Annotated in this window: 24 protein-coding genes, 1 tRNA gene and 1 pseudogene; 9 read left to right on the top strand and 17 right to left on the bottom strand. The window is 56.5% G+C overall.

Annotated features, from left to right (window positions below; all coding sequences use genetic code 11):
* Positions 1–97: 97 nt before the first annotated feature.
* The 5 genes from ACFQUU_RS10820 to ACFQUU_RS10800 all read right to left on the bottom strand — a co-directional run bounded on the left by ACFQUU_RS10820 (position 98) and on the right by ACFQUU_RS10800 (position 4,111).
* The gene (locus ACFQUU_RS10820; protein ID WP_382247438.1) at positions 98–805 is read right to left on the bottom strand and encodes an OmpA family protein; all 708 of its coding nucleotides are present in this window, start codon (positions 803–805) and stop codon (positions 98–100) included.
* A gap of 182 nt (positions 806–987) precedes the next feature.
* On the bottom strand, positions 988–1,374 hold the full coding sequence (locus ACFQUU_RS10815; RefSeq protein ID WP_382246789.1) for a hypothetical protein: 387 nt from the start codon (positions 1,372–1,374) through the stop codon (positions 988–990).
* An 18-nt stretch (positions 1,375–1,392) separates the two neighbouring features.
* A complete protein-coding gene (locus ACFQUU_RS10810) occupies positions 1,393–1,785 on the bottom strand; it encodes a phage holin family protein (protein ID WP_382246786.1) in 393 nt (130 codons plus the stop codon).
* A 3-nt stretch (positions 1,786–1,788) separates the two neighbouring features.
* Positions 1,789–2,091: a YqjD family protein gene (locus ACFQUU_RS10805; protein WP_382246783.1), complete on the bottom strand. Its 303-nt coding sequence runs from the start codon at positions 2,089–2,091 to the stop codon at positions 1,789–1,791.
* Between the two features lie 202 nt (positions 2,092–2,293).
* Positions 2,294–4,111, bottom strand: coding sequence for an ATP-binding protein (locus tag ACFQUU_RS10800; RefSeq protein ID WP_382246780.1), 1,818 nt, complete (start codon positions 4,109–4,111; stop codon positions 2,294–2,296).
* Positions 4,112–4,278: 167 nt separating this feature from the next.
* Between ACFQUU_RS10800 and ACFQUU_RS10795 the strand changes: the two genes are divergently transcribed.
* The gene (locus ACFQUU_RS10795) at positions 4,279–5,007 is read left to right on the top strand and encodes a substrate-binding periplasmic protein (protein ID WP_382246777.1); all 729 of its coding nucleotides are present in this window, start codon (positions 4,279–4,281) and stop codon (positions 5,005–5,007) included.
* A 15-nt stretch (positions 5,008–5,022) separates the two neighbouring features.
* Here ACFQUU_RS10795 and ACFQUU_RS10790 read toward each other — a convergent pair whose 3' ends face one another.
* A complete protein-coding gene (locus ACFQUU_RS10790) occupies positions 5,023–5,568 on the bottom strand; it encodes a hypothetical protein (RefSeq protein ID WP_382246774.1) in 546 nt (181 codons plus the stop codon).
* Positions 5,569–5,751: 183 nt separating this feature from the next.
* Between ACFQUU_RS10790 and ACFQUU_RS10785 the strand changes: the two genes are divergently transcribed.
* Both ACFQUU_RS10785 and ACFQUU_RS10780 read left to right on the top strand, forming a co-directional pair.
* Positions 5,752–6,192 (top strand): hypothetical protein, encoded by a 441-nt coding sequence (locus ACFQUU_RS10785; protein ID WP_382246771.1) that lies wholly within the window; start codon positions 5,752–5,754, stop codon positions 6,190–6,192.
* Between the two features lie 269 nt (positions 6,193–6,461).
* Complete coding sequence (locus ACFQUU_RS10780; protein WP_382246768.1) at positions 6,462–6,902, top strand: hypothetical protein; 441 nt, start codon at positions 6,462–6,464, stop codon at positions 6,900–6,902.
* Positions 6,903–7,169: 267 nt separating this feature from the next.
* Here the strand turns inward: ACFQUU_RS10780 and ACFQUU_RS10775 are convergent, their stop codons facing one another.
* Positions 7,170–7,712, bottom strand: coding sequence for a hypothetical protein (locus ACFQUU_RS10775; protein ID WP_382246765.1), 543 nt, complete (start codon positions 7,710–7,712; stop codon positions 7,170–7,172).
* A 133-nt stretch (positions 7,713–7,845) separates the two neighbouring features.
* Here ACFQUU_RS10775 and ACFQUU_RS10770 point away from each other — a divergent pair, with 133 nt between their 5' ends.
* Positions 7,846–8,379: an SRPBCC family protein gene (locus ACFQUU_RS10770; protein ID WP_382246762.1), complete on the top strand. Its 534-nt coding sequence runs from the start codon at positions 7,846–7,848 to the stop codon at positions 8,377–8,379.
* A gap of 26 nt (positions 8,380–8,405) precedes the next feature.
* Here ACFQUU_RS10770 and pip read toward each other — a convergent pair whose 3' ends face one another.
* A complete protein-coding gene (pip, locus tag ACFQUU_RS10765) occupies positions 8,406–9,371 on the bottom strand; it encodes a prolyl aminopeptidase (RefSeq protein WP_382246760.1) in 966 nt (321 codons plus the stop codon).
* A 78-nt stretch (positions 9,372–9,449) separates the two neighbouring features.
* Here pip and ACFQUU_RS10760 point away from each other — a divergent pair, with 78 nt between their 5' ends.
* Together ACFQUU_RS10760 and ACFQUU_RS10755 are read left to right on the top strand one after the other, a co-directional pair.
* Positions 9,450–10,085 carry a DUF6622 family protein gene (locus tag ACFQUU_RS10760; protein WP_382246757.1) on the top strand — a complete coding sequence of 212 codons (636 nt, stop codon included), beginning with the start codon at positions 9,450–9,452 and terminating at the stop codon, positions 10,083–10,085.
* Between the two features lie 67 nt (positions 10,086–10,152).
* Positions 10,153–10,229 (top strand) — tRNA-Asp (locus ACFQUU_RS10755).
* A gap of 175 nt (positions 10,230–10,404) precedes the next feature.
* Here ACFQUU_RS10755 and ACFQUU_RS10750 read toward each other — a convergent pair.
* The 3 genes from ACFQUU_RS10750 to ACFQUU_RS10740 form a co-directional block, all read right to left on the bottom strand.
* Entirely contained in the window at positions 10,405–11,316 is a 912-nt protein-coding gene (locus tag ACFQUU_RS10750) for a recombination-associated protein RdgC (protein WP_382246754.1), read from the bottom strand.
* 92 nt (positions 11,317–11,408) lie between these two features.
* Positions 11,409–12,506, bottom strand: coding sequence for a DNA polymerase IV (dinB, locus tag ACFQUU_RS10745; protein WP_382247436.1), 1,098 nt, complete (start codon positions 12,504–12,506; stop codon positions 11,409–11,411).
* 152 nt (positions 12,507–12,658) lie between these two features.
* Positions 12,659–13,186, bottom strand: a complete 528-nt coding sequence (locus tag ACFQUU_RS10740; RefSeq protein ID WP_382246751.1) for a hypothetical protein — start codon at positions 13,184–13,186, stop codon at positions 12,659–12,661.
* 421 nt (positions 13,187–13,607) lie between these two features.
* Between ACFQUU_RS10740 and ACFQUU_RS10735 the strand changes: the two genes are divergently transcribed.
* Positions 13,608–14,171, top strand: a complete 564-nt coding sequence (locus tag ACFQUU_RS10735) for a hypothetical protein (protein WP_382246748.1) — start codon at positions 13,608–13,610, stop codon at positions 14,169–14,171.
* Between the two features lie 9 nt (positions 14,172–14,180).
* Positions 14,181–15,086, top strand: a complete 906-nt coding sequence (locus ACFQUU_RS10730; RefSeq protein WP_382246745.1) for an NAD(P)/FAD-dependent oxidoreductase — start codon at positions 14,181–14,183, stop codon at positions 15,084–15,086.
* A gap of 58 nt (positions 15,087–15,144) precedes the next feature.
* Here ACFQUU_RS10730 and fliL read toward each other — a convergent pair whose 3' ends face one another.
* The 5 genes from fliL to ACFQUU_RS10705 form a co-directional block, all read right to left on the bottom strand.
* Entirely contained in the window at positions 15,145–15,567 is a 423-nt protein-coding gene (fliL, locus tag ACFQUU_RS10725; protein ID WP_382246742.1) for a flagellar basal body-associated protein FliL, read from the bottom strand.
* A 354-nt stretch (positions 15,568–15,921) separates the two neighbouring features.
* Positions 15,922–16,230: a DUF2288 domain-containing protein gene (locus tag ACFQUU_RS10720; RefSeq protein ID WP_382246739.1), complete on the bottom strand. Its 309-nt coding sequence runs from the start codon at positions 16,228–16,230 to the stop codon at positions 15,922–15,924.
* Between the two features lies 1 nt (position 16,231).
* Positions 16,232–16,531: a SlyX family protein gene (locus ACFQUU_RS10715; protein WP_382246736.1), complete on the bottom strand. Its 300-nt coding sequence runs from the start codon at positions 16,529–16,531 to the stop codon at positions 16,232–16,234.
* A 3-nt stretch (positions 16,532–16,534) separates the two neighbouring features.
* A complete protein-coding gene (locus ACFQUU_RS10710; protein WP_382246734.1) occupies positions 16,535–17,218 on the bottom strand; it encodes an SDR family oxidoreductase in 684 nt (227 codons plus the stop codon).
* 130 nt (positions 17,219–17,348) lie between these two features.
* Entirely contained in the window at positions 17,349–17,726 is a 378-nt protein-coding gene (locus ACFQUU_RS10705) for a hypothetical protein (protein WP_382246731.1), read from the bottom strand.
* A 263-nt stretch (positions 17,727–17,989) separates the two neighbouring features.
* On the opposite strand from ACFQUU_RS10705, the gene ACFQUU_RS10700 reads away from it, so the two are divergent.
* Entirely contained in the window at positions 17,990–18,256 is a 267-nt protein-coding gene (locus ACFQUU_RS10700; protein WP_382246729.1) for a hypothetical protein, read from the top strand.
* 66 nt (positions 18,257–18,322) lie between these two features.
* Here the strand turns inward: ACFQUU_RS10700 and ACFQUU_RS10695 are convergent.
* Positions 18,323–18,449 (bottom strand): annotated as a pseudogene (locus ACFQUU_RS10695) (IS630 family transposase); the annotation flags it as partial.

The raw sequence follows: 18,449 nt of genomic DNA, 5'->3' as shown, positions 1-18,449 counted from the left end.
ATCAGGATTCAAGGCGGCTTCAACCGCCCGCCTGCAAAAAGCCGACCCGAGGGTCGGCTTTTTTATTAGCTGTACGGAGTAAAAACCCAGGACTGTCTTAGCGTGGTGGCGGCAGCGGCTGTCCGGGTTGTGGTGCTTGCGCAGTCGTCTGTGGTTCACCCACGTAGATCTCGACGCGGCGATTGCGGGCGCGGTTGGCTTCGGTATCGTTGGCCACCAGCGGTTCATGGGAGCCACGACCATCGATATTGATCCGGTTCGCCGGGACACCACGCGCAGTCAGGTAATCCCGTGTACGTGCAGCGCGGTTAACCGACAAGGGATCGTTGACCGCATCGCCGCCGGTATTATCCGTATGCCCGACAATTGTCACCCGGCTGTACGGATTCTCGACAAGCCCGGTGGCAAAGCGGTCAAGAATGGGACGGAAATTCGGTTTGATATCGGAGCGATTGGTATCGAAAGAAATATCGGATGGGATGTCAAGCTTGAGGCGGTTGTCCTGAGTCTGGGTCACTTGCACACCGGTCCCTTGCGTAACCTGCTCCATTTGCCGCTTTTGCTGCTCCATGCGGCTGGACCAGATGTTGCCGATGACAGCGCCTGCAGCACCACCTATTGCCGCACCTGTTGCGGTACGACGTCCTCCACCGGGTCCTGTCGCGGCACCAAGCACAGCGCCAAGACCTGCGCCAACGCCAGCGCCGGTTGCCGTGCCACGCTGTACCTCATTCATATTGGCACAACCACTGAGCGTCACAATAGCGACAAGGGAAGTAACGGTAATTTGCTTGCGCATTTGCATGATCTGCATGTCCTCTTGCGTAGTTAAACAAGTTTTGGACATCCATGCGCCGATGCTAGTTCGGCAAGTTACAAATCGAGAGGCTTGTTACGCAAAAGTCCGAGGGGTTAACAGTATGGCCCGGGCATAACGACGACAGACAAGTCGAACTGGAATCCCATTATCCAGCAACTCATATCGAATTAAACTGCGTCGCCTTTTCGCATCACTTCCTTACTCCCTCGACGTCTTTTGCGCGACACGGCAGCCGACACAGCAGCTGTTACACCAGCCGCCAAAATGCTGTTCAGTACGGTCTTGAGGAATGATTTCCTCGATGTAAACTTCATCAGGCCGGACGCCGCAGTAATCAGCAACGGCAGAGCGGTCTGCAGCCTGCCAATCGGCAGTCCCGCGCCACCCTGATTTCGAAATGCCGAATAGACGCTCATCGCAAGCTGCTCAGTGGCGCCGCGTGCCAGCGCTTGCGGTCTCAATCCAGTGCGTACGGCATCTTTGGCCATCATGATTTCAGCGCGATACAAGGCGCCTTGCGCTATCAATTGTTTCTTGCGCTCTTCCTGGTTCACGATCGTTTCCATCACAAATCACAATAAAGCGTCGCGGTCTTTGCGCAACTCGGCCATTGTGGCGGGCAACCCCAGCACCTTCCGTGCGATGATCACACGCGCATAGGCCAGGAGGGCAACTGCGCCGGCGGAATACAGCATCGCCACCAGAAACAGGATCTTCCATCCCAAAGCTTCCCACGCCAGTACGACGACCAATGCTGTCCAGCTACCTACGGCAAATAGCAGGATTACGATGCCAAGGGCAGCAATCATCAACAACTTGGCAAGGTTGTCGCGCAGCTCGCCGATTTCGATGGCGGCAAGTTCTACGCGACTCAGCAACAGGCCGATGGTGTTTTTGATCAGGGCGGCAGTACCTGCTATCAGCCCCGGATGATTGTCGTCTGGACCGGCGTGGCGGGAAGTCATCGATTAACGGCGTGAAAGCAGCAGGCCGACGACCAAGCCGGCACCGGCTGCAATGCCGACGGCTTTCCATGGATTGGTTTGCACGAATTCATCTGTGCTTTGGGCCGCCACCTTGCTTTTTTCCACAGCCATGCTCTGTACTTCCTGCGCCCTGTCCATTGCGGTATCAAGCAGCGAAAGTCCCTTGGCGCGCAATTCGTCGGCCTTGCCGCCGGTCGACTGGGTTGCTTCACGGAAGAGATCCTGTGCTTCCTTGATCAGGGTTCTCATGTCGTTACGTACGGTTTTGATATTCGAATTCAACATGGTGATACTCCTTCAAAGTAATCGTTGCTTAACAGTGCTGTACCCCTGCAAGAGGCCAAGACACCATTGGCACAAATAAATTTTACGCTTTCAGCAACATTGCCGCTTATTTATCTTAAGTAATTTGCGAAATCTAAACTTCTCGCTGAAAGACCATCAGCTTGTTGGAAGTAGAGAACACCACATTCCGCAGTGTGATGACTCAGGACGGCGTTCGAGGTTGCATGTGTTGCTCTACCAGACTAACGATCGCTTTCGACTGGTATCCCTGCGCCAGTTCATGTAACCGGTCGGCAAACGGCTTATAGTGCGGATCGAGGCTGGCGATATGAACCGCATATTCACGAATGGCTCGCATGTTTCCCGCCATTGCTAGTTGATGCAATTCTTTCATTTCTTCAGAAGGAAGCGAGACGATGAAAAGCTCTGCCATGTCCACAGATTCGGAGTCAGGGCCTGGCGTCATGCTCTGCGGCCCGGGTTCGCCACCAGCACCGGGTACGGCGGATTCCGTGCCGACTGCATGATCATCTCCGATGCCGACATCGAGCACGAAGCTAAATACACTCCCGCTTCCGGGATGGCTGTCGACGAAAATTTCGGAACCCATCATATGTACCAGTTGCCGGCTGATGGATAGGCCGAGCCCGGTCCCGCCAAAGCGACGCTGTGGATCGCCTACCTGCTCGAACGGCTGAAAAATGCGGTCGAGCTGCCTGGGCTCCATGCCGATACCCGTGTCACGCACTTCGAAGCGGAGCTGCGCTCGCGTTTCGTTAACTGAAACCTGCTCGACGTTGAGGGTGATCGTTCCGTTGTCGGTGAATTTCACCGCGTTTCCAAGCAGGTTGAGAAGAACTTGCCGCAAGCGCTGTTCGTCAGCGACTACCAGGCGCGGCAATCCCTTGGTATCGTAGTTGAAGCGTAGCCCCTTCTGTTCTGCCCTGACGCGGATGATGTCGATGATCGTCTGCAGAAAAGGCTGGAGTGCAAATTCGCCGCTATACAGTTCGAGCTTGCCCGCCTCGATCTTGGTCAGGTCGAGCAGATCGGTAATCAATGCCAGTAGATGCTCACCGCTTTGCTGGATAGTTTCCAGATTCTTTTGCTGGCGTGCGGTGAGGTTGCTGTCACGCCTGAGCACCTGTGCATAGCCAAGCACGGCATTCAGTGGCGTGCGGAGTTCATGGCTCATGCTGGCAAGAAAAGCGGTCTTGGTTTGATTTGCTACTTCGGCGCGCTCCTTTGCAACCGACAGTTGGGTAGTCCGCTCTCGGACCAGTTCCTCCAAATGCAACCGGTGCTGTTGCAGCTCGCGTTCAACCTGCATGCGTCGCTCGATGTCGCGTTCAAGTGCAAGGTTCTTTGCTTCGATCTCACTGAACAGTGATTGCAGCGCTTGGCGCGTACTCTCAAGCCTGTTGCCAAGCATGCTTAGCTCATCGTCTCCCTGCCAATGGAAAGGTTCGGCTAGCTGCCGGCGGGCGAGACGCTGGGACTCATCCATCAACCGGTGCACAGGCGCAAGCAATCGCTGTTGCAGTAAGGCGACGATGAGGATCAGGCTGAGCAGAAGCTGGCCAAGCGCTGTGACGACAAACACCGTGCGCATATGTGCAATTTCTTTGTCGAGCTGCCCGCTGTCCATCTCCACGGTTACGAAGCCGATCACCCGATCGTTATAGACCACGTCGCGGTCAATCGACGTCTGGCGGCCAAGCCTGCGCTCCGGATGTTCTGCCCGCAGAAAAACACCAAACTGCTTGTCACGCACGGTCAATGCGGTGATCCGTTCATCGCTCAATACCGACTCGAACAACGGATAGGCGGCATCCCGGCTGAGGTTCCACAAGGGCTCCTGCATGCCGAGCGAAATTATTTCGGCAATTCGCCGATGGTCCGCAGCGCGACGCTGGTCCAGGGCATGATGCCTCTCCCTGAAAGTGACCAGACTGGCGACGAAGAGTGGAATCAGCAAACCGATAATGACAGCGAGCACAATGGACGCACGTAGCTTCATTGCAGCCTGCCCCTGTATCGTTGAAAGATCATCGCCGTATGCTGTCGTGAGGCGCCTATCCACTTCAGGATAGGGCTGCGCTGGAAATGACACCGGTATGGTCAGTCGCCACGGCGATGACTATACTGAATCGCTCACCATCCTTGCGTATCCATACGGAGCACCGTATGCATTGTCCTATGCCGCTGCTGCTGGCTGCAGTGCTGCAGCTCCTCGGGTGCTCGGCTGCTTGCGCTTGGCAACTAGTGACGGAAGAGAATCCGCCGTACAACATGCGTCAAAATGGCAAGGTGGTCGGCATTTCGACCGATAAGCTGCTAGAAGCGTTCCAGCGAGTCGGAGTTAAGCCGGAAATCCATATCATGCCGTGGGCGCGTGCTTACCGGTCGGCACTGACACGCAGCAATCACTGCGTGTTTTCCACTGCAAGAAGCGCCGACAGGGAGCCGTTGTTCAAGTGGATCGGACCAATTGCCGAGGCAGAATGGATACTCTATAAACCTGCAGACGCGGCAGCGCCGGCCAAACTCGACGATGTGCGCGACCATGTGATTGGTGGGTATCTGGAGGATGTCATTACCAAATGGCTGCTGGCGCAAGGCTACCATGTGGAAGCAGCAACCAGCGACGCGGTTAATCCGCGCAAACTGATCGCCGGAAGAATTGATTTCTGGGCATCGACGCCGGCACGCGCATCGCGTTTCCTGGCCGCTGATAACCTGGCTTCAGTCATCGTACCGGCGTTGTCCTTCGGACGCAGCCAGCTCTATCTGGCCTGCCATCCATCGGCGTCGGACACCATGATACGTCGGCTCAATGATGCCCTGCAAGACATGGGTAAGGATGGCACATCGGCACATATCGAAGCGCGCTATGCCAGCCGGCTCAAGCCATGAGAAGAACAAGTCGTTTCAGGCGCCGCGCACGCGAAGTTCGGCAATGCTTTCGATGCTTCCAATTCGGATGACCACTGGACTACAAGACGTTATGTGCTGGGTTGGCCTCCATGCAAACAACCATTCCTTTTCCAGGGCAAGCTGCCGGGCTTTGGAAAATGCCGCACCCAGAGGGCTGGGCATCCCATATGAAATAGCCGCATCGATGCCAGCCCAGCTCGGTAACGTGCGCTGCACGGCACGGTGTATCCGTTCGCCAAATTGCTCGGCATCGTGAACGACCAGGCAGGTATCGGCGCCGCCGAAAATGTCGAAGAGCTTTTCGTCCCAGGAATTCGCCATGCTCAGTGTCAGAAAGGTGGACGCGGCAACCGACCGGCGTGCACCGAAAGGTGTGATTTGCTGGACCGGCGCAGTCATCTGCATTTCCGTCGGCGGCGGCCGTAGACGGAATTCGCCCAACTGGAGAGAGCGTTCCAGCCATTGACGCTGCGAATAGCGGTATAGCTTGGAAGGGCGCTGGTAAGCGTCGGCTGACGAACGGGACTGAGCTGGATTCATGGAAGTCGGGATGTGGATCTTGCTGTCATTTAAACAGATTACGGACAACGCGACAAATACAGGATGCCAAATATTGATACAACATCGTTACATCTTGCTGCCACGCATCGTTTATCATTGAAGGCAAATTCCTGGACTTGCATTGATGCATGTTGAAGGATTATTACCGCTCAGGGAGCTACCATGCGATTCAAACTATTTGCCGTGTCAGGCGCCATACTCGTGCTGGGTCTGTCGTCTGCCCATGCGAGCGATGTCAATGTAGGCGTAACTGTTGCCGGCGAAATCAGCCCGGGCGTCTACGGCCGTGTCAACATCGGCAATACGCCGCCGCCGGTCGTCTACCAACAACCCGTCGTGATTGTGCGCCAGCCGCGTCCGGTCGCGCCGATCTACATGAATGTTCCTCCCGGCCATGCAAAAAAATGGAGCAAGCACTGCCATAAATACAATGCCTGCGCCCAGCCGGTGTATTTTGTAAAGAGCGCCGAATATGGTGGCCATGACCGTGGCCGCGGTGGCCGTAGTGGCCGTGATGATGGGCACGGACGAGGTCATCACGATGACCATCACGGCCATGGGCATGGCCACAAGGAAAAGAAGCACAAGCATCACCACGACTAAGTCGAGCCAGGTTGGAGCGAACTGGATCGGTCTAGCTTAAGCAGCGATGCTACGCTGTTTGCAATAACGTCCTGGTTTCATCCTCATCTGAATTGCCGCCGTACTGGCGGCGTTCTCTCCTTTTCTTTTTCCATAAAAAAAGCGGCCCGAAAGCCGCTTTATCACACTTCCGAACCAATGCGCATTATTGGCTCGAGGTAGGCGAAGTACCTTGACCGGACGAGGTTTCCGAACCCGAGCCAGCCGATGCGCCAGAGGATTCCGTCTTCTTGGCGCGCTTGGCCTTTTTCACTTCTTTCTTGGGCGTCGCCGTATCGCCGCCGCTCGATGAAGCACCGGATGTCGCCGTGGGCGAGCTGGTACCGGAACTGGTTGTAGCACTTGGGCTGGTCGATGACGTGGAATCAGTACTTGTAGCACCCGATGCGCCGGCGGATGAAGTGCCGCTTGCACCTGAAGTACTTGACGGATTCGGTGCGCTCGGCGGCACCGACATGGATGTCCCGTTGCCGCCTGCCATGCCGGCATCGCTGCCGGTACCGGCACCCGTCGCACCAGTCGCATTCTGCGAACGCACGGTCGATGACGGTGTGGTTGTGCTGTCTGCTGCGCCTGAAGATTGTGCAAGAACCAGTGACGATGCCGACGCAATCAGAACAAATGAAAGCGCTTTGAATCTGTTGGTTAATGTCATAAGTACCTCCTATTAATCAGAAGAAAAGCATCACCGATGCAGCAACTTGGATGCAGTGCTTATCTGCTTGTTCAGGCAGATCACTAACCGGTTGCCGGAAACCCTGATGGTTTTTTTGCAAACGACTGAATTTAAAAGGTTTTTGACAATGTAAAAAACTGTAACCCCCCCTGTCACTCGGACAGAGGTAGTTGCAGTGTTACAGCGAACATCATGTGGCGAAGTCTATTTTCGTCGATCAAGCGTAGGCATCATGCCGGTCTGACGAACACGCTCACGCAGGTTACTGGTCCATTTGTGGCAGGGCAAGCGAGCGCAACTGGAAACGCCCGTCGTTATTGAATAACCATGTCTCAGAAACTTCTACCTTGCCATGGCGCAGCAGATGGGAAGCCGGTTTGGGGAACGGCGCCGCCTTGCGCAATGAAGCCAGCGCGGTTACCTCATTTTCTCCATCACGATTGGAACGCATGATGTCGCTACGGATCAGTTGTCCATGCGAGTCGATGGAATAGCGAACCACGATCACAGAACGCAGTAATGCCTGTGGCCGGCTAGTGTAGACCTTGGTGGAATTAACCTGGACGATGCGCTGTGCCAGGTCGCGCTTGTAACCTTCGAACGTGTTTTCGGTCGAAGTCGCATCGGGCAGCGTGTCGACTGTTTCAAAGCGAATGGCTTTCCGGGCGTTTCCGGTCGGCGCATCAGCACTGCGGGTGGCGCAACCGGCAAGCACAGTCACGGCAAGCAGGATCAGGAATTTGGCATGCATGGCTTTGTCAGTAACGATGGCGGAAGCAGTGGTGAAGACGAACGACATCTGCATGCGACGGTCGTCCTGTAAGGCTTGCGGACGCCGGGATGCTGTGATCCAACATAATATAGTGCCGCCGAGCGGCAGAAGTCATTTTACCGGCAGTTACATATTGTCTTGCCGACCATTTGCCAAGGAATAGCTCATGCGCGCGCAACACTCTTCTACCTCAACCGTCGTCCAGGCGAATGCCCAACGCATCCACCGCGATGGCCAGTCATTTTTCGAGGTATATGCAACTGGTTTCACCACCGCCCGGCAAGACCAGGTATGGGCAACCTTAACCGATTACGGAAGTCTCGCGACTTTTGTACCGGACCTTGTGTATTCCCGTGTAATCTCCCGCTCCGGAATGGTGAGCATCGTGGAACAGGCGAGTCGCGCGGGAGCAATGTTCTTCGCGCCACTGGTGCGCATGCTGGTGCGTATTGAAGAAGAGCCGCAGTCCACCATCACTGTGTCCCAGGAATCCGGCGACATGCAACACTACACTGCGCGTTGGGAACTGGAGGCAGTCAGCCAGGATGATGGCGCGCAAGGTACGCGCATCGTGTTCACCGGTGAAATTGAGCCTAGGTTCTTTATCCCTGCGTTTATCGGGCAACCTGTTGTACAAGCCAACGTCAGGCAAATGGTGGAATCGGTCATCAAGGAAATTGAAGGCCGCACCCGGCATTAGGGCATTTACCCGACTTAAGCCCGAGTTCACCCAAAGTGGCGGCTGATCCGGAATGATTCAGTCGCCGCTATCAACTGCTGCGCAATGCCAGGTTCAAATCCCGAATGTCCCGCGTCATCAATTATCTTCAGCCGGGATTCGGGCCATGCCTGATGCAGGCGGTAGGCAGTCAACGGCGGACAGACGACGTCATATCGTCCTTGCACAATCACCGCCGGTAAATCGCGAATTTTGTCGACGTTGCGGATCAGCTGATCGTCGCTGAAGAAGCCGCCATGCAGAAAATAATGCGCTTCCAGCCGGCCGATACCCAGGCTGACCGCATCCGTGCCGAACTGGTCAATTGCCTGTGGATCGGGACGCAGGAACAGGCAACTCGCTTCGTAACGGCTCCAGCGACGGGCGGCAGGAATATAGACGTCGGGATTGTCTGAAAACAGGCGCTTGCAGTAAGCCTGCAGCAGATCGCCACGCTCGCTTTCCGGGATGGCGGCGATAAAGTCATCATGCACTTCCGGATAAAACCAGCGCATTCCGTTCAGGAACCAGTCGATCTCGGGTTGTGTACACAGGAAGATGCCGCGCAGGATAAAACCGAGGCAGCGTTCAGGATGCGCCTGGCCGTACGCCAATGCGAGCGTCGACCCCCAGGAGCCGCCGAACAGCAGCCAGCGCTCTATACCGAGCATGGTGCGCAGGCGCTCGATATCTTCGATCAACAGTTGGGTTGTATTGTTGCGATATTCTCCGAGCGGTGTTGACTGGCCGGCACCGCGCTGGTCGAACAGAATGATGCGATAGTGTTCCGGGTTAAAGAAACAGCGCTGGCGCGGCGAGGTACCGCCGCCGGGGCCGCCATGCAGGAACAACACAGGTAACCCGCCCGGGTTGCCGGATTCTTCCCAGTACAAGGTGTGAATGTCATCGACCGGCAGCATGCCGCTACGATGGGGTTCGATGGGAGGAAAAAATGGCTGGCTGGCATCAATCATCGTGCGCTCCAAACAAGCATGACAGTGTCATTGTAGAACGTACTGACGGCAAGGTCGTTCCCCTAAGCTCCCACAGTTATGCGTTATGCTGACATTGCATTTCACTCCCCGGATTCCGCGTTTCGTCGCAATTGGCTGTCAATGGCTGATACGTTCCAGCAGAATCCGCTTCATTATCGAGCTGCCAAGGAGCGTGACATGCTGCTGCAAATCATAGGGAGTACACCGGTCTGGGTCTGGGCTTTGCTGGCTTTTTTGGTCTATCGCGGCCTGGTGGCCAGCGTCGGCCAGGAAACAGGGCTGAAAAAGTTATTTATCATCCCGGTAGTCATGCTGGGTTTATCGATCCAAGGCATCGCGGGCAGCTTTGGCGCCAGTCTCATGGCTGCACCGGTCTGGCTCGCCGGTATGGCGGCCGGCATCCTGGCGTCATGGATCCTGTTCAGTCTCGATAGCGTCATCGTACGTCCGGAACGCGGTACGGTGTTCCAGCACGGCAGTTGGTTGCCGATGTTTTTGATGATGGGTATCTTCCTGACCAAATACACAGTGGCCGTGTGCCTGGTCATGTCGCCGCAGTTGAAACAGCATGCCGTATTTGTCATGAGTGTCTGCGCGTTGTACGGCATATTCAATGGTGTGCTGATTGGGCGTCTGCTGCGCATTGTGGCAATTTATCGCTCGGGAGTAGCCAGAATTTATAATTTGCTGTAGACTTCAGGCCCTTCAGACGTGGTGACAAACGTCGCATGTACCGGCTTGCCGGGCATGAGCAATTTCAGGAGTGGTAGTTCAGTTGGTTAGAATACCGGCCTGTCACGCCGGGGGTCGCGGGTTCGAGTCCCGTCCACTCCGCCAGAATTAAAAGACGAACCTTCGGGTTCGTCTTTTTTTTCGTCTGCCGTTTTTATTATTCCGTCCACGCCGACCGGGATCGTCAATACAGCGCAGATCACGGCTCAGATATGCAGGGATTCAGGCAGCGGGGCAGACGAAGCTGCCGCCCTCCCTTCTGCCTGTTTTTCATCGCCGTTCAGGCGGCCTTCTTTTGCTGTTCCTCGCCACCTAGTGCTTCGACCAGGTCGCCGACCAGCTTCGCCAGCTCACCGGTCATCAAGGCAAAATCGGTATCAAAACGCTCATCGTCATTCTGGGTCGAGGTATCAACATTTTCCTTCAGCACATCCAGCGCCGCGACGCGCTTGATCGCCAGCGATTCGGTCAGCACAAACGACACGCGGTCATTCCATGTCATCGCCAGGCGCGTGCACTGCTTACCCGCAGCGATGTGGCGACGTACATCGTCCGCTTCCAGCGTGTGGCGAACGTAACGCACAGTCGCCTTGCCTTCGTTGGTGGCACGCAATTCGGTATCCTGGTCGACCGTGAAACCACTTGGCGCTTCATCAGCGGCCAGCCAGTCAGTCATTGCCGACAGCGCGGAACGCTCCGTACGCAGCGAAGCGAATGGCAGGGTCTCCAGCGATTTCAGCAGCAGCTTGAACACTTCATCGGCCTTGGCCGGGCTCGATGCATCCACCACCAGCCAGCCGTTGACCGGATCGATCCAGACGCGCGTGCTGCGTTGAATGCTGAACGCACGCGGCAGCAGTTCGTCAGCAACCTGTTCCTTGAGTTCTTTCATCTGCTTGCGGCCCGGCTTGAAGCCTTGCTGCTCTTCGAGTTCAACGGCGCGCGCCTTGGTCACCTGGTTGATCACGCTCGATGGCAGCAGCTTCTTTTCCGTCGATAGTTCCAGCAGCATCTGGCGGTTGACGGTATGCACCAGCGCCCCATTGTTGCGCGGCGATGCCCAGCCCTGGCTTTGCAGTTCACTGCTCGAGCAGGGAGCAAATTCCTGCTTGACGAGGCTCTCTTCGAGCTGTTCGGATGTCATGGTCCATGGAGCGGTGAGACGGTAGATTTGCAGGTTCTTGAACCACATGCTTGGCACCCAAAAAGGCGCCATTCTACCGCCAGGACCGACAGTGTTGGTTGTAGGCGTGCAGCGCAAAAAGTATTGACAGCGACCGCGCTTTATATCGCTGCGACGACATCCGACGCGGAGCCTGGTGTGTTCTCGTCGCCAAACAATCCGAGCTGAAGGAGTTCTTCTTCCTCGTTCAGGCGCACACCCACGCCCAGCAGCCGTACGGGACGTCGACCGCGTTTCCAGGCCGTGTCTAGGAGCTTGCGGCACAAGCCTGGATCAACAACGCTGCTGACGCATTCTGCCGTCGTGCGCTGAAAATTCGCGAAACGAATTTTTACAAACAATTTATGCGTAGCGCGCTCGGCATTGGCGCGCCGAATGCGTTGTTCAAGTTTGACAATGAGGTCATCGAGTTCGCGTTCACACGCTGCAAGGTCGGGCAGGTCGGCAACATAGGTTTCCTCGACACTGACCGATTTGCGTTCCTGGCTTGGGCTGACTTGGCGTCGATCGACGCCACGGCAGAGGTTGTACAGGCTACCGCCGAACTTGCCGAAGTGATGCTGCAATTCATTGATCGGCCATTGCCGAAGATCCGCGCAAGTGAATGCACCAAGCTTTTTGAGCTTTGCCGCGGTCACCTTGCCAACGCCGAACAGTTTGTCGACCGGCAGTGCCGCGACGAAGGCGTCGACCTCGCGCGGGCGCACCACGAACTGTCCATTCGGCTTGTTCCAGTCGCTCGCGATCTTGGCAATGAACTTGTTCGGCGCGATGCCGGCCGAAGCCGTGATGCCGACCGTGTCAGCGATACGGGTGCGGATTTCCTCGGCGATCAGCGTGGCGCTGTTGCGGCAATGTGGCGAATCGGTGACGTCCAGATACGCCTCGTCGAGCGATAGCGGTTCGACCAGATCGGTGTAGTCGCGATAGATCGCCAGAATCTGCTTCGATGCGGCGCGATACTTGTCCATTGCTGGCGGCAGCACGATTAGGTCTGGACAGCGCTGCAACGCCTGCGATGTCGCCATCGCCGAGCGCACGCCAAACTTTCGCGCTTCGTAATTGCAGGTCGCCACGACGCCGCGTTGATCGGGTCGTCCGCCGACCGCCAGCGGCCGTCCGCGCAGCGAAGGATCATCGCGCATTTCGACTGCAGCATAGAAGCAGTCGCAATCGCAGTGAATGATTTTTCGAAGCAGCGCGTTCACTATTTGACGGTAGCAGCAAGGGAAGGAATGTGGATTCCATTTTACGGCGACCGTGCACGCCGTGCTTGCCCTGCTCCTGCTAACGCGTTGCGCAAAAAAAACGCCACCATGAATGGTGGCGTTTTTGCATCGGTGAGAAGGAATTACTTACCTGAGGTAGTACTCTCCTTCAGGAGTGCATCGGCTTCCTTCTTATCAGCCTTGTACTGCTGCTTCGCGTCTTTCTTGCTTTGTTTGTATTCATCCTTTGCCTGCTTGCGTGCTTCACGGCGCTGCACATACGGATCGGCCGATGCGCTGGAGCCCGACGTACCCGGCGTGGCCGTTGTCGTGGTGCCTGTGCCAGCCGGCGCGATTGCGCTCGACGTGGTGCCAGTGGTGCTACCGCTGGCACCACTCATGCCGCCGGATGCGGAAGTGCCGGTTGTCGCGCTGGAACCGCTGCCTGGGCTCGGTGTGCTGGCGGGAACCGACATCGATGTGCCGTTACCTCCAGCCATGCCGGCATCGCTACCTGTACCGGAACCGGTGGCACCAGTCGCATTCTGCGCAGGGACCGAAGAGGCTGCAGCGGCATTGCCGGTGTCTGTCGTTGTGGTCGTCTGTGCAGTGGCCAGATTAGCCAGGGCAAGGATTGCTGTGCCAAACAAGGCCTTGTGCAGTTTTGTCATGATGAATTCCTTTAAGTTTATTGAAGATTTAATGACGCCGTATGCGTTGTCGCCTTGTCTGCCTTGGTTGAGTTTCGCTAAGGTCGCATAGGACAAGTCACGCTTCGGCTTCCGTTATGCAAGTGACAAGAAGCGAGAAACGAAAGTTCCGGTATATGCCCGGTGGAAATTGCATCGAAGCCTGCCGCGACCGATACAAAACCGAGACTTTTTGCGAACGAGTTCTCGGTCATGGCCCCGGCCTCAAGCGGTTTAGGCCTGCTTGTTGGGGCATCTGGATTTTTGAATAGGAAACCTTCTGCGTTACAGTCATTTACAGTTTCGTTGCGACGAGGCGAACTTCCGTTGCATCTATATCCTCGCATCAGCAACACAAACAATGACGCAGGTAAGTGGTGTGCCAGATAGGCGCGGTAAGTCCATGCGCAAAATTCCGATCATGCGAAAAATCTACACGCTGCTTCTGCCCGTTACCGCCATTTCCGTGTTCGTACCGGCGAGGCACGCTTATTGCACACCCTGCCGTCCATATTGCGCATTCCGCATTGCGATGCTGCGCAACCGTTCACACGTTTTTCTGGAGTACATCATGGCAGGCAGCACACTTGATCCCGACAATATTCCCGAACCGGACCGCTCCCTTGGGACTGGGCACGATACCGCATCGCTCGGACCAAGCGATATTTCCGACAGCGGAAGCGATGTTCAACCCGGCCTGCACGGCATCGAGGAACTGGATATCGGCCTCGATAAGGGGACGAGCGAAGATCCGGACAGCCGCGTATTGAAAGTGGAAGGCGATTCCGATGCGGCCGGCACAGGCGAATACGCAAGCGCAGGACGCGACTCGGTGGAAACGGCTAGCGACATCGGTATCGACCGTATCGACTATGTCAATCCTGAGGACGACCCGGACCTCACAGACCTCGACATGCCTCCACCGCCGGATCGTCAGGCGGATCGCCGGCAACCTCGAAAGCAATAAGGAGCGTATATGCTTGGTGCTCCCCTGCTCGACTGCCTGGTAATCGGAGGCGGTCCGGCCGGGCTTAGCGCGGCCATTTATCTCGGCCGGTATCGTCGCCGGATTGTGGTGCTCGACAGTGGCAGCAGTCGCGCGTTGTGGATTCCGACTTCGCATAACTATCCCGGATTCGAAGGCGGCATCCATGGCCGCGACATCATCGAGCGCCTGCAGGGACAGGCAGTCACGTATGGAGCGCACATTGCCACCGCGGTGGTCGATCGGCTGGAACGGCTGCCGGATGGCAGCTTCAGTGCGTATTGCGGAGAGGAACAATGGCGGGCGCGGACGGCGATTATCGCCACTGGCGTGCTCGACGTCGAGCCCACCTTTCCCGACGTACGGCGCGCACTCGCGGATGGCTCGATACGTTATTGCCCGATCTGTGACGGCTACGAATCAATCGGCAAACGCGTGGCGGTGATTGGCCGCGGCAAGGATGGATTGGGCGAAGCGATCTTCGTTCGCCACTTCGCCGAAACGGTGACGTTGTTTTCTGTAACCGAACCGATCATGCTGTCCGACGACGACAAGAAGCGGCTTTCCAGCGTCAGGGTAGATTGTTCTCCGGCGCAGGTCACACGTCTTGCCTACGACGATGCGGAGCAGATGCAACTGTATCAGGGCGACGGTCCGCCACAACGCTTCGACGTGGTCTATGTAGCACTCGGCACCATCGTCAACTCGGGTCTGGCCCTGACACTTGGCGCCGCAGCGGAGCCGAATGGTGAACTGATCGTTGATGCGCATCAGCAAACGACAGTCGATGGCTTGTATGCGGTGGGAGATATCGTTGCAGGATTGAACCAGATTTCAGTCGGGATGGGACATGCTGCAATTGCAAGCACGGCAATCCATAACCGGCTGCGGAGTTGATCCGCCAGCGTAAGCTTGCCGACGCGAGTCGCGCGCAGCGCCAATCCCGTCGCGAGTTCTACAGGTCGCCTTCCGAAATAAGTAGATCGGTCAGCAGGACTTCACGCACCTTGCCGTGGCCGATAGCATCATTGCCCGCGTCACGCAGACTTTCCTGCATCGCGAGGATGCCAGCTTCGGAGCGTAATTTCTCCGGATCCGCCGCCATCAGTGCGCGTTTCATCACTTGTTCAAACGCCTGCTGGTTCTTGGAGGCCCAGCCGGCATCCTCGCCACTGGTCCTGATCGCGATTCCTGCGCGGATCGAGTGACCGTCGCGGCTGATGGCGATGCTTGGCAAGCTCAGGTAATTGGTTTGTGTGCGAAGCTTTTTCGCGTACTGCAAATACAGCCATACGCCGCCGAAGCTCAGCAATAGAACGAGCAGCGCGATGCCGATGATGAGAACAAGCTGACGGTCTTTGGCAGGGGCGTGAGGCATGGCAATAATGTACAGCGGGGGGGGAATGAACCGGATGTCCGAAACAGGGAGTCCATTCTACCTGCAGCGACGACGATCTCTCTCCGCAAGTAGGTAACCTGTAAGCAGCCGGCAACACAATAAGTGCACTGAACTACCTCCCGCCACTCCTCCTTGCAGATATGGCATTGCTGCATGCGCAACTTTGGCAAACAGGGAGAAGGTGTTGGAACTGATGAAGGTCGCGGCGACGCAGGGCTTCGCTACGGCAGCGAAGCGCGCTGTCGATCGTCAAGTACAAGCTCTACCTGAAACATCGGCGTGAAAACATGGTCGGCGCCGTGTAGAGCCAGCATCTGCCACATCTTACAAGTTTCAGTGCATCTTTTGGCGCTGCACCAGGATCCATGGCTTGACGACGACGGTCCATAACTCGGCATCGGATTCCAGCCAGGTCTGCGCCTGCGTATCGCTTACCTTGGCGACGCGACCTTCGCTCATCCATTGCTGTACCGCTTGCTTGTCGTCGCTGGCGATGCATACCGCGACATCAACCAGATCGAGTTCGTCGCTGACGGAAATCATCGCGCCGGATGCAAAAAATCGCTGCAGTTCTGTCCATCGCATGCGTGCGGTTTCGCCATTAATTTTGGCGTGCAGAAGTTCGGTATTCTTGTCTGTCATGTCAATAATGCGGAGGTTTCTCATGGGCGGGCGCCGCATCGCTTGCGGCTTCGCGAATTTCCTTGATGTGACGAACCAGCGCCGCACATAGCGCCTCCAGTTCATCGATCTTTTTTTGCTGCTGGTAGACCGTGCGATTCAAGGTTTCGACCAGGTCTTCCTGTCGTGCGATCTTGATCTCAATATCGACCAGACGTTCTTCATTGGTCATCGGTGTGCCTTTCAATAAGGAGGTCGGATTGTAGTGCGGAATGGCGCCAAGGGGAATCGCCCCGCTTACCGCTTGCTGCCTGTTACTCACTGCTTAGCGTGCGACCCAGCCGCCGCACACCGGGAACACTTGTCCGACAAAGCAATTGGCCGCATCGCTGCACAGGTACGCGGCGAACATCGCATCCTCGCGCTCACCCACCAGCCGGCCGAGCGGGACTTCGCGTTTTAATCTTTCCTGAAAAGCGGGGTTGGCTTGTACCTCCGGCGGAAAATACGTCGGGTTCTCGACGAAGTTCTGAGCGATGGCGTTGACTTGCACATTGTGCGCGGCGGCCTCCACGCCGACCGACTGAATATAAGCGATCTGTGCGCCGCGCGCCGCGCTGTAAGTCGAAGTACGCTTCATGCCGCGCAACGCCGAAGCACTTCCCATCAACAGAATCTTGCCGGACTTGCGCTGCATCATCTGCGGCAGCGCGGCTCGTACCAGACGTGGCAAGGGATCAACCATATGCGCGAAAGCATTGCGCCACTCATCGTCGCCGACCTGAATCGCTGGTGTTGATGGAGCGGGAATTGCCAGGTTGACGACCAGCACATCGATATGCCCGGCCGCGCGCACAATGGCTTCCGGCAGCTCCGGGTCGATCAATGCGCGCGCATCGGCAATGACCTCGGCACCTAGTTCAGTCAGCACGTCGCACAGCACGGGTCCCATAAACGTTTCGGATTGCGTGACGAGGATGCGCTTGCCGTGCAGATTGAATGCTGTCATGGAGGTTCCCGGATTGGCGGTAGTTATTGACGATAGTTTTAAGAAATAAGACCACCGGGCAACGCACCTTGGTCTGCGTCATGCCCGGTACCATCGTTATTTTACGACTGCTCCGGATGCGGCACAGGAACTAGATCGCATTGCTTGGTGCGCCCGAAGCATCCGGCACAGTGCGTTGCGCATCGTTACCGGCCCTGTTCATGCAGGCGATTAGAAACTCAAGACGATGGACCGCCGCCTGCTTCGGTTCGCGGAACACGCTGCTGGCTGCGGTAAGCAGCAGTTGCGCATCGTTGTCATCCTGCACGAACCAGCGCAGCTCCGGCGGGAATGCCTTGATCACTTCAAGGTCTTCCTCGATACGGCTCATGAACTGCTCTTCGGTCATGCCGTTGTCGCGGGCCAATGCTGCATTGCGAATGAAATCTCCACCTTCCGCACATTCCTGCGGTGACAGCGCATGCGAGAAACAGATAGCGGGAAGAAACAGCATTGCTGCGATACCCATCCTATGCCTCGCACATAGGTACGGAAACCTTTGTCGGCGTGGCCGGGTCTGTGTTGAAACAAGCGATTCTGCGCACGCCTTCATGGCTCATCTCCTTCGCCAAGCAGATAAGTTTTGGACTGACAGGCCAGCGCGAGATTCCTTGGAAGTCGATACCTACGTTGCAGTTGCTCAAGCATCGGCATCGGCCGCGACGCGACGCGACTGCAGTATCATGATCGAGTGCGCCCCTTGCCGGCGGCGCAATCCACCAAAGGTCAGCCATGAGATCAACCAAAGCCAGTGCGGCCATTGCCCGGCTCAACACACGCGATACGGCCTACCGCTATTCGCTCGGCATCAATGCGGCAGGATTGTTTTACCTGCTGCGGGCCGAACCGGGTGCGCGTGCGGAAAAGGTCAGCACCGATTTGCCACTCGATGAGTTCGTGCAACTTGTCAACGCGACTGGACCGCAAAAGAAAGTCAAGATGAGCAAGTACGATGTCGCGTTCGAAAAGCAGCTCGGCAAGCCGAATCCGCAGGAATAAATAATAAGAGCGCCTATCAAAATGACGATGGCAAGGCGCGCCGACGAAGACAGTACAGGCGTCCGGCTAGTGTGGTGTCCCGCAAATAACTTTACAAAGACGCTCAATCTTTTGCAGGATGGAGTCGGCGGTGGCGGTCCAGACGAACGGTCGCGAGTGGACATTGTATTGCGCGACAAAGCTGTCGATCTTG

It is taken from the genome of Herbaspirillum sp. GCM10030257, from assembly GCF_042666555.1.
GTDB lineage: Bacteria > Pseudomonadota > Gammaproteobacteria > Burkholderiales > Burkholderiaceae_D > Noviherbaspirillum.
The sequence above is the reverse complement of the archived record's forward strand: the minus strand, read 5'-3'. Positions and strand labels throughout refer to the sequence as shown.

What these genes read in the sequence shown, in the direction of transcription:
- ACFQUU_RS10820 (WP_382247438.1), bottom strand. Translation starts at nt 805, where the DNA reads ATGCAAATGCGCAAGCAAATTACCGTTACTTCCCTTGTCGCTATTGTG.
- ACFQUU_RS10810 (WP_382246786.1), bottom strand. Translation starts at nt 1,785, where the DNA reads ATGACTTCCCGCCACGCCGGTCCAGACGACAATCATCCGGGGCTGATA.
- ACFQUU_RS10805 (WP_382246783.1), bottom strand. Translation starts at nt 2,091, where the DNA reads ATGTTGAATTCGAATATCAAAACCGTACGTAACGACATGAGAACCCTG.
- ACFQUU_RS10800 (WP_382246780.1), bottom strand. Translation starts at nt 4,111, where the DNA reads ATGAAGCTACGTGCGTCCATTGTGCTCGCTGTCATTATCGGTTTGCTG.
- ACFQUU_RS10795 (WP_382246777.1), top strand. Translation starts at nt 4,279, where the DNA reads ATGCATTGTCCTATGCCGCTGCTGCTGGCTGCAGTGCTGCAGCTCCTC.
- ACFQUU_RS10790 (WP_382246774.1), bottom strand. Translation starts at nt 5,568, where the DNA reads ATGAATCCAGCTCAGTCCCGTTCGTCAGCCGACGCTTACCAGCGCCCT.
- ACFQUU_RS10785 (WP_382246771.1), top strand. Translation starts at nt 5,752, where the DNA reads ATGCGATTCAAACTATTTGCCGTGTCAGGCGCCATACTCGTGCTGGGT.
- ACFQUU_RS10775 (WP_382246765.1), bottom strand. Translation starts at nt 7,712, where the DNA reads ATGCAGATGTCGTTCGTCTTCACCACTGCTTCCGCCATCGTTACTGAC.
- ACFQUU_RS10770 (WP_382246762.1), top strand. Translation starts at nt 7,846, where the DNA reads ATGCGCGCGCAACACTCTTCTACCTCAACCGTCGTCCAGGCGAATGCC.
- pip (WP_382246760.1), bottom strand. Translation starts at nt 9,371, where the DNA reads ATGATTGATGCCAGCCAGCCATTTTTTCCTCCCATCGAACCCCATCGT.
- ACFQUU_RS10760 (WP_382246757.1), top strand. Translation starts at nt 9,450, where the DNA reads ATGCGTTATGCTGACATTGCATTTCACTCCCCGGATTCCGCGTTTCGT.
- ACFQUU_RS10750 (WP_382246754.1), bottom strand. Translation starts at nt 11,316, where the DNA reads ATGTGGTTCAAGAACCTGCAAATCTACCGTCTCACCGCTCCATGGACC.
- ACFQUU_RS10740 (WP_382246751.1), bottom strand. Translation starts at nt 13,186, where the DNA reads ATGACAAAACTGCACAAGGCCTTGTTTGGCACAGCAATCCTTGCCCTG.
- ACFQUU_RS10735 (WP_382246748.1), top strand. Translation starts at nt 13,608, where the DNA reads ATGCGCAAAATTCCGATCATGCGAAAAATCTACACGCTGCTTCTGCCC.
- ACFQUU_RS10730 (WP_382246745.1), top strand. Translation starts at nt 14,181, where the DNA reads ATGCTTGGTGCTCCCCTGCTCGACTGCCTGGTAATCGGAGGCGGTCCG.
- fliL (WP_382246742.1), bottom strand. Translation starts at nt 15,567, where the DNA reads ATGCCTCACGCCCCTGCCAAAGACCGTCAGCTTGTTCTCATCATCGGC.
- ACFQUU_RS10720 (WP_382246739.1), bottom strand. Translation starts at nt 16,230, where the DNA reads ATGACAGACAAGAATACCGAACTTCTGCACGCCAAAATTAATGGCGAA.
- ACFQUU_RS10710 (WP_382246734.1), bottom strand. Translation starts at nt 17,218, where the DNA reads ATGACAGCATTCAATCTGCACGGCAAGCGCATCCTCGTCACGCAATCC.
- ACFQUU_RS10705 (WP_382246731.1), bottom strand. Translation starts at nt 17,726, where the DNA reads ATGGGTATCGCAGCAATGCTGTTTCTTCCCGCTATCTGTTTCTCGCAT.
- ACFQUU_RS10700 (WP_382246729.1), top strand. Translation starts at nt 17,990, where the DNA reads ATGAGATCAACCAAAGCCAGTGCGGCCATTGCCCGGCTCAACACACGC.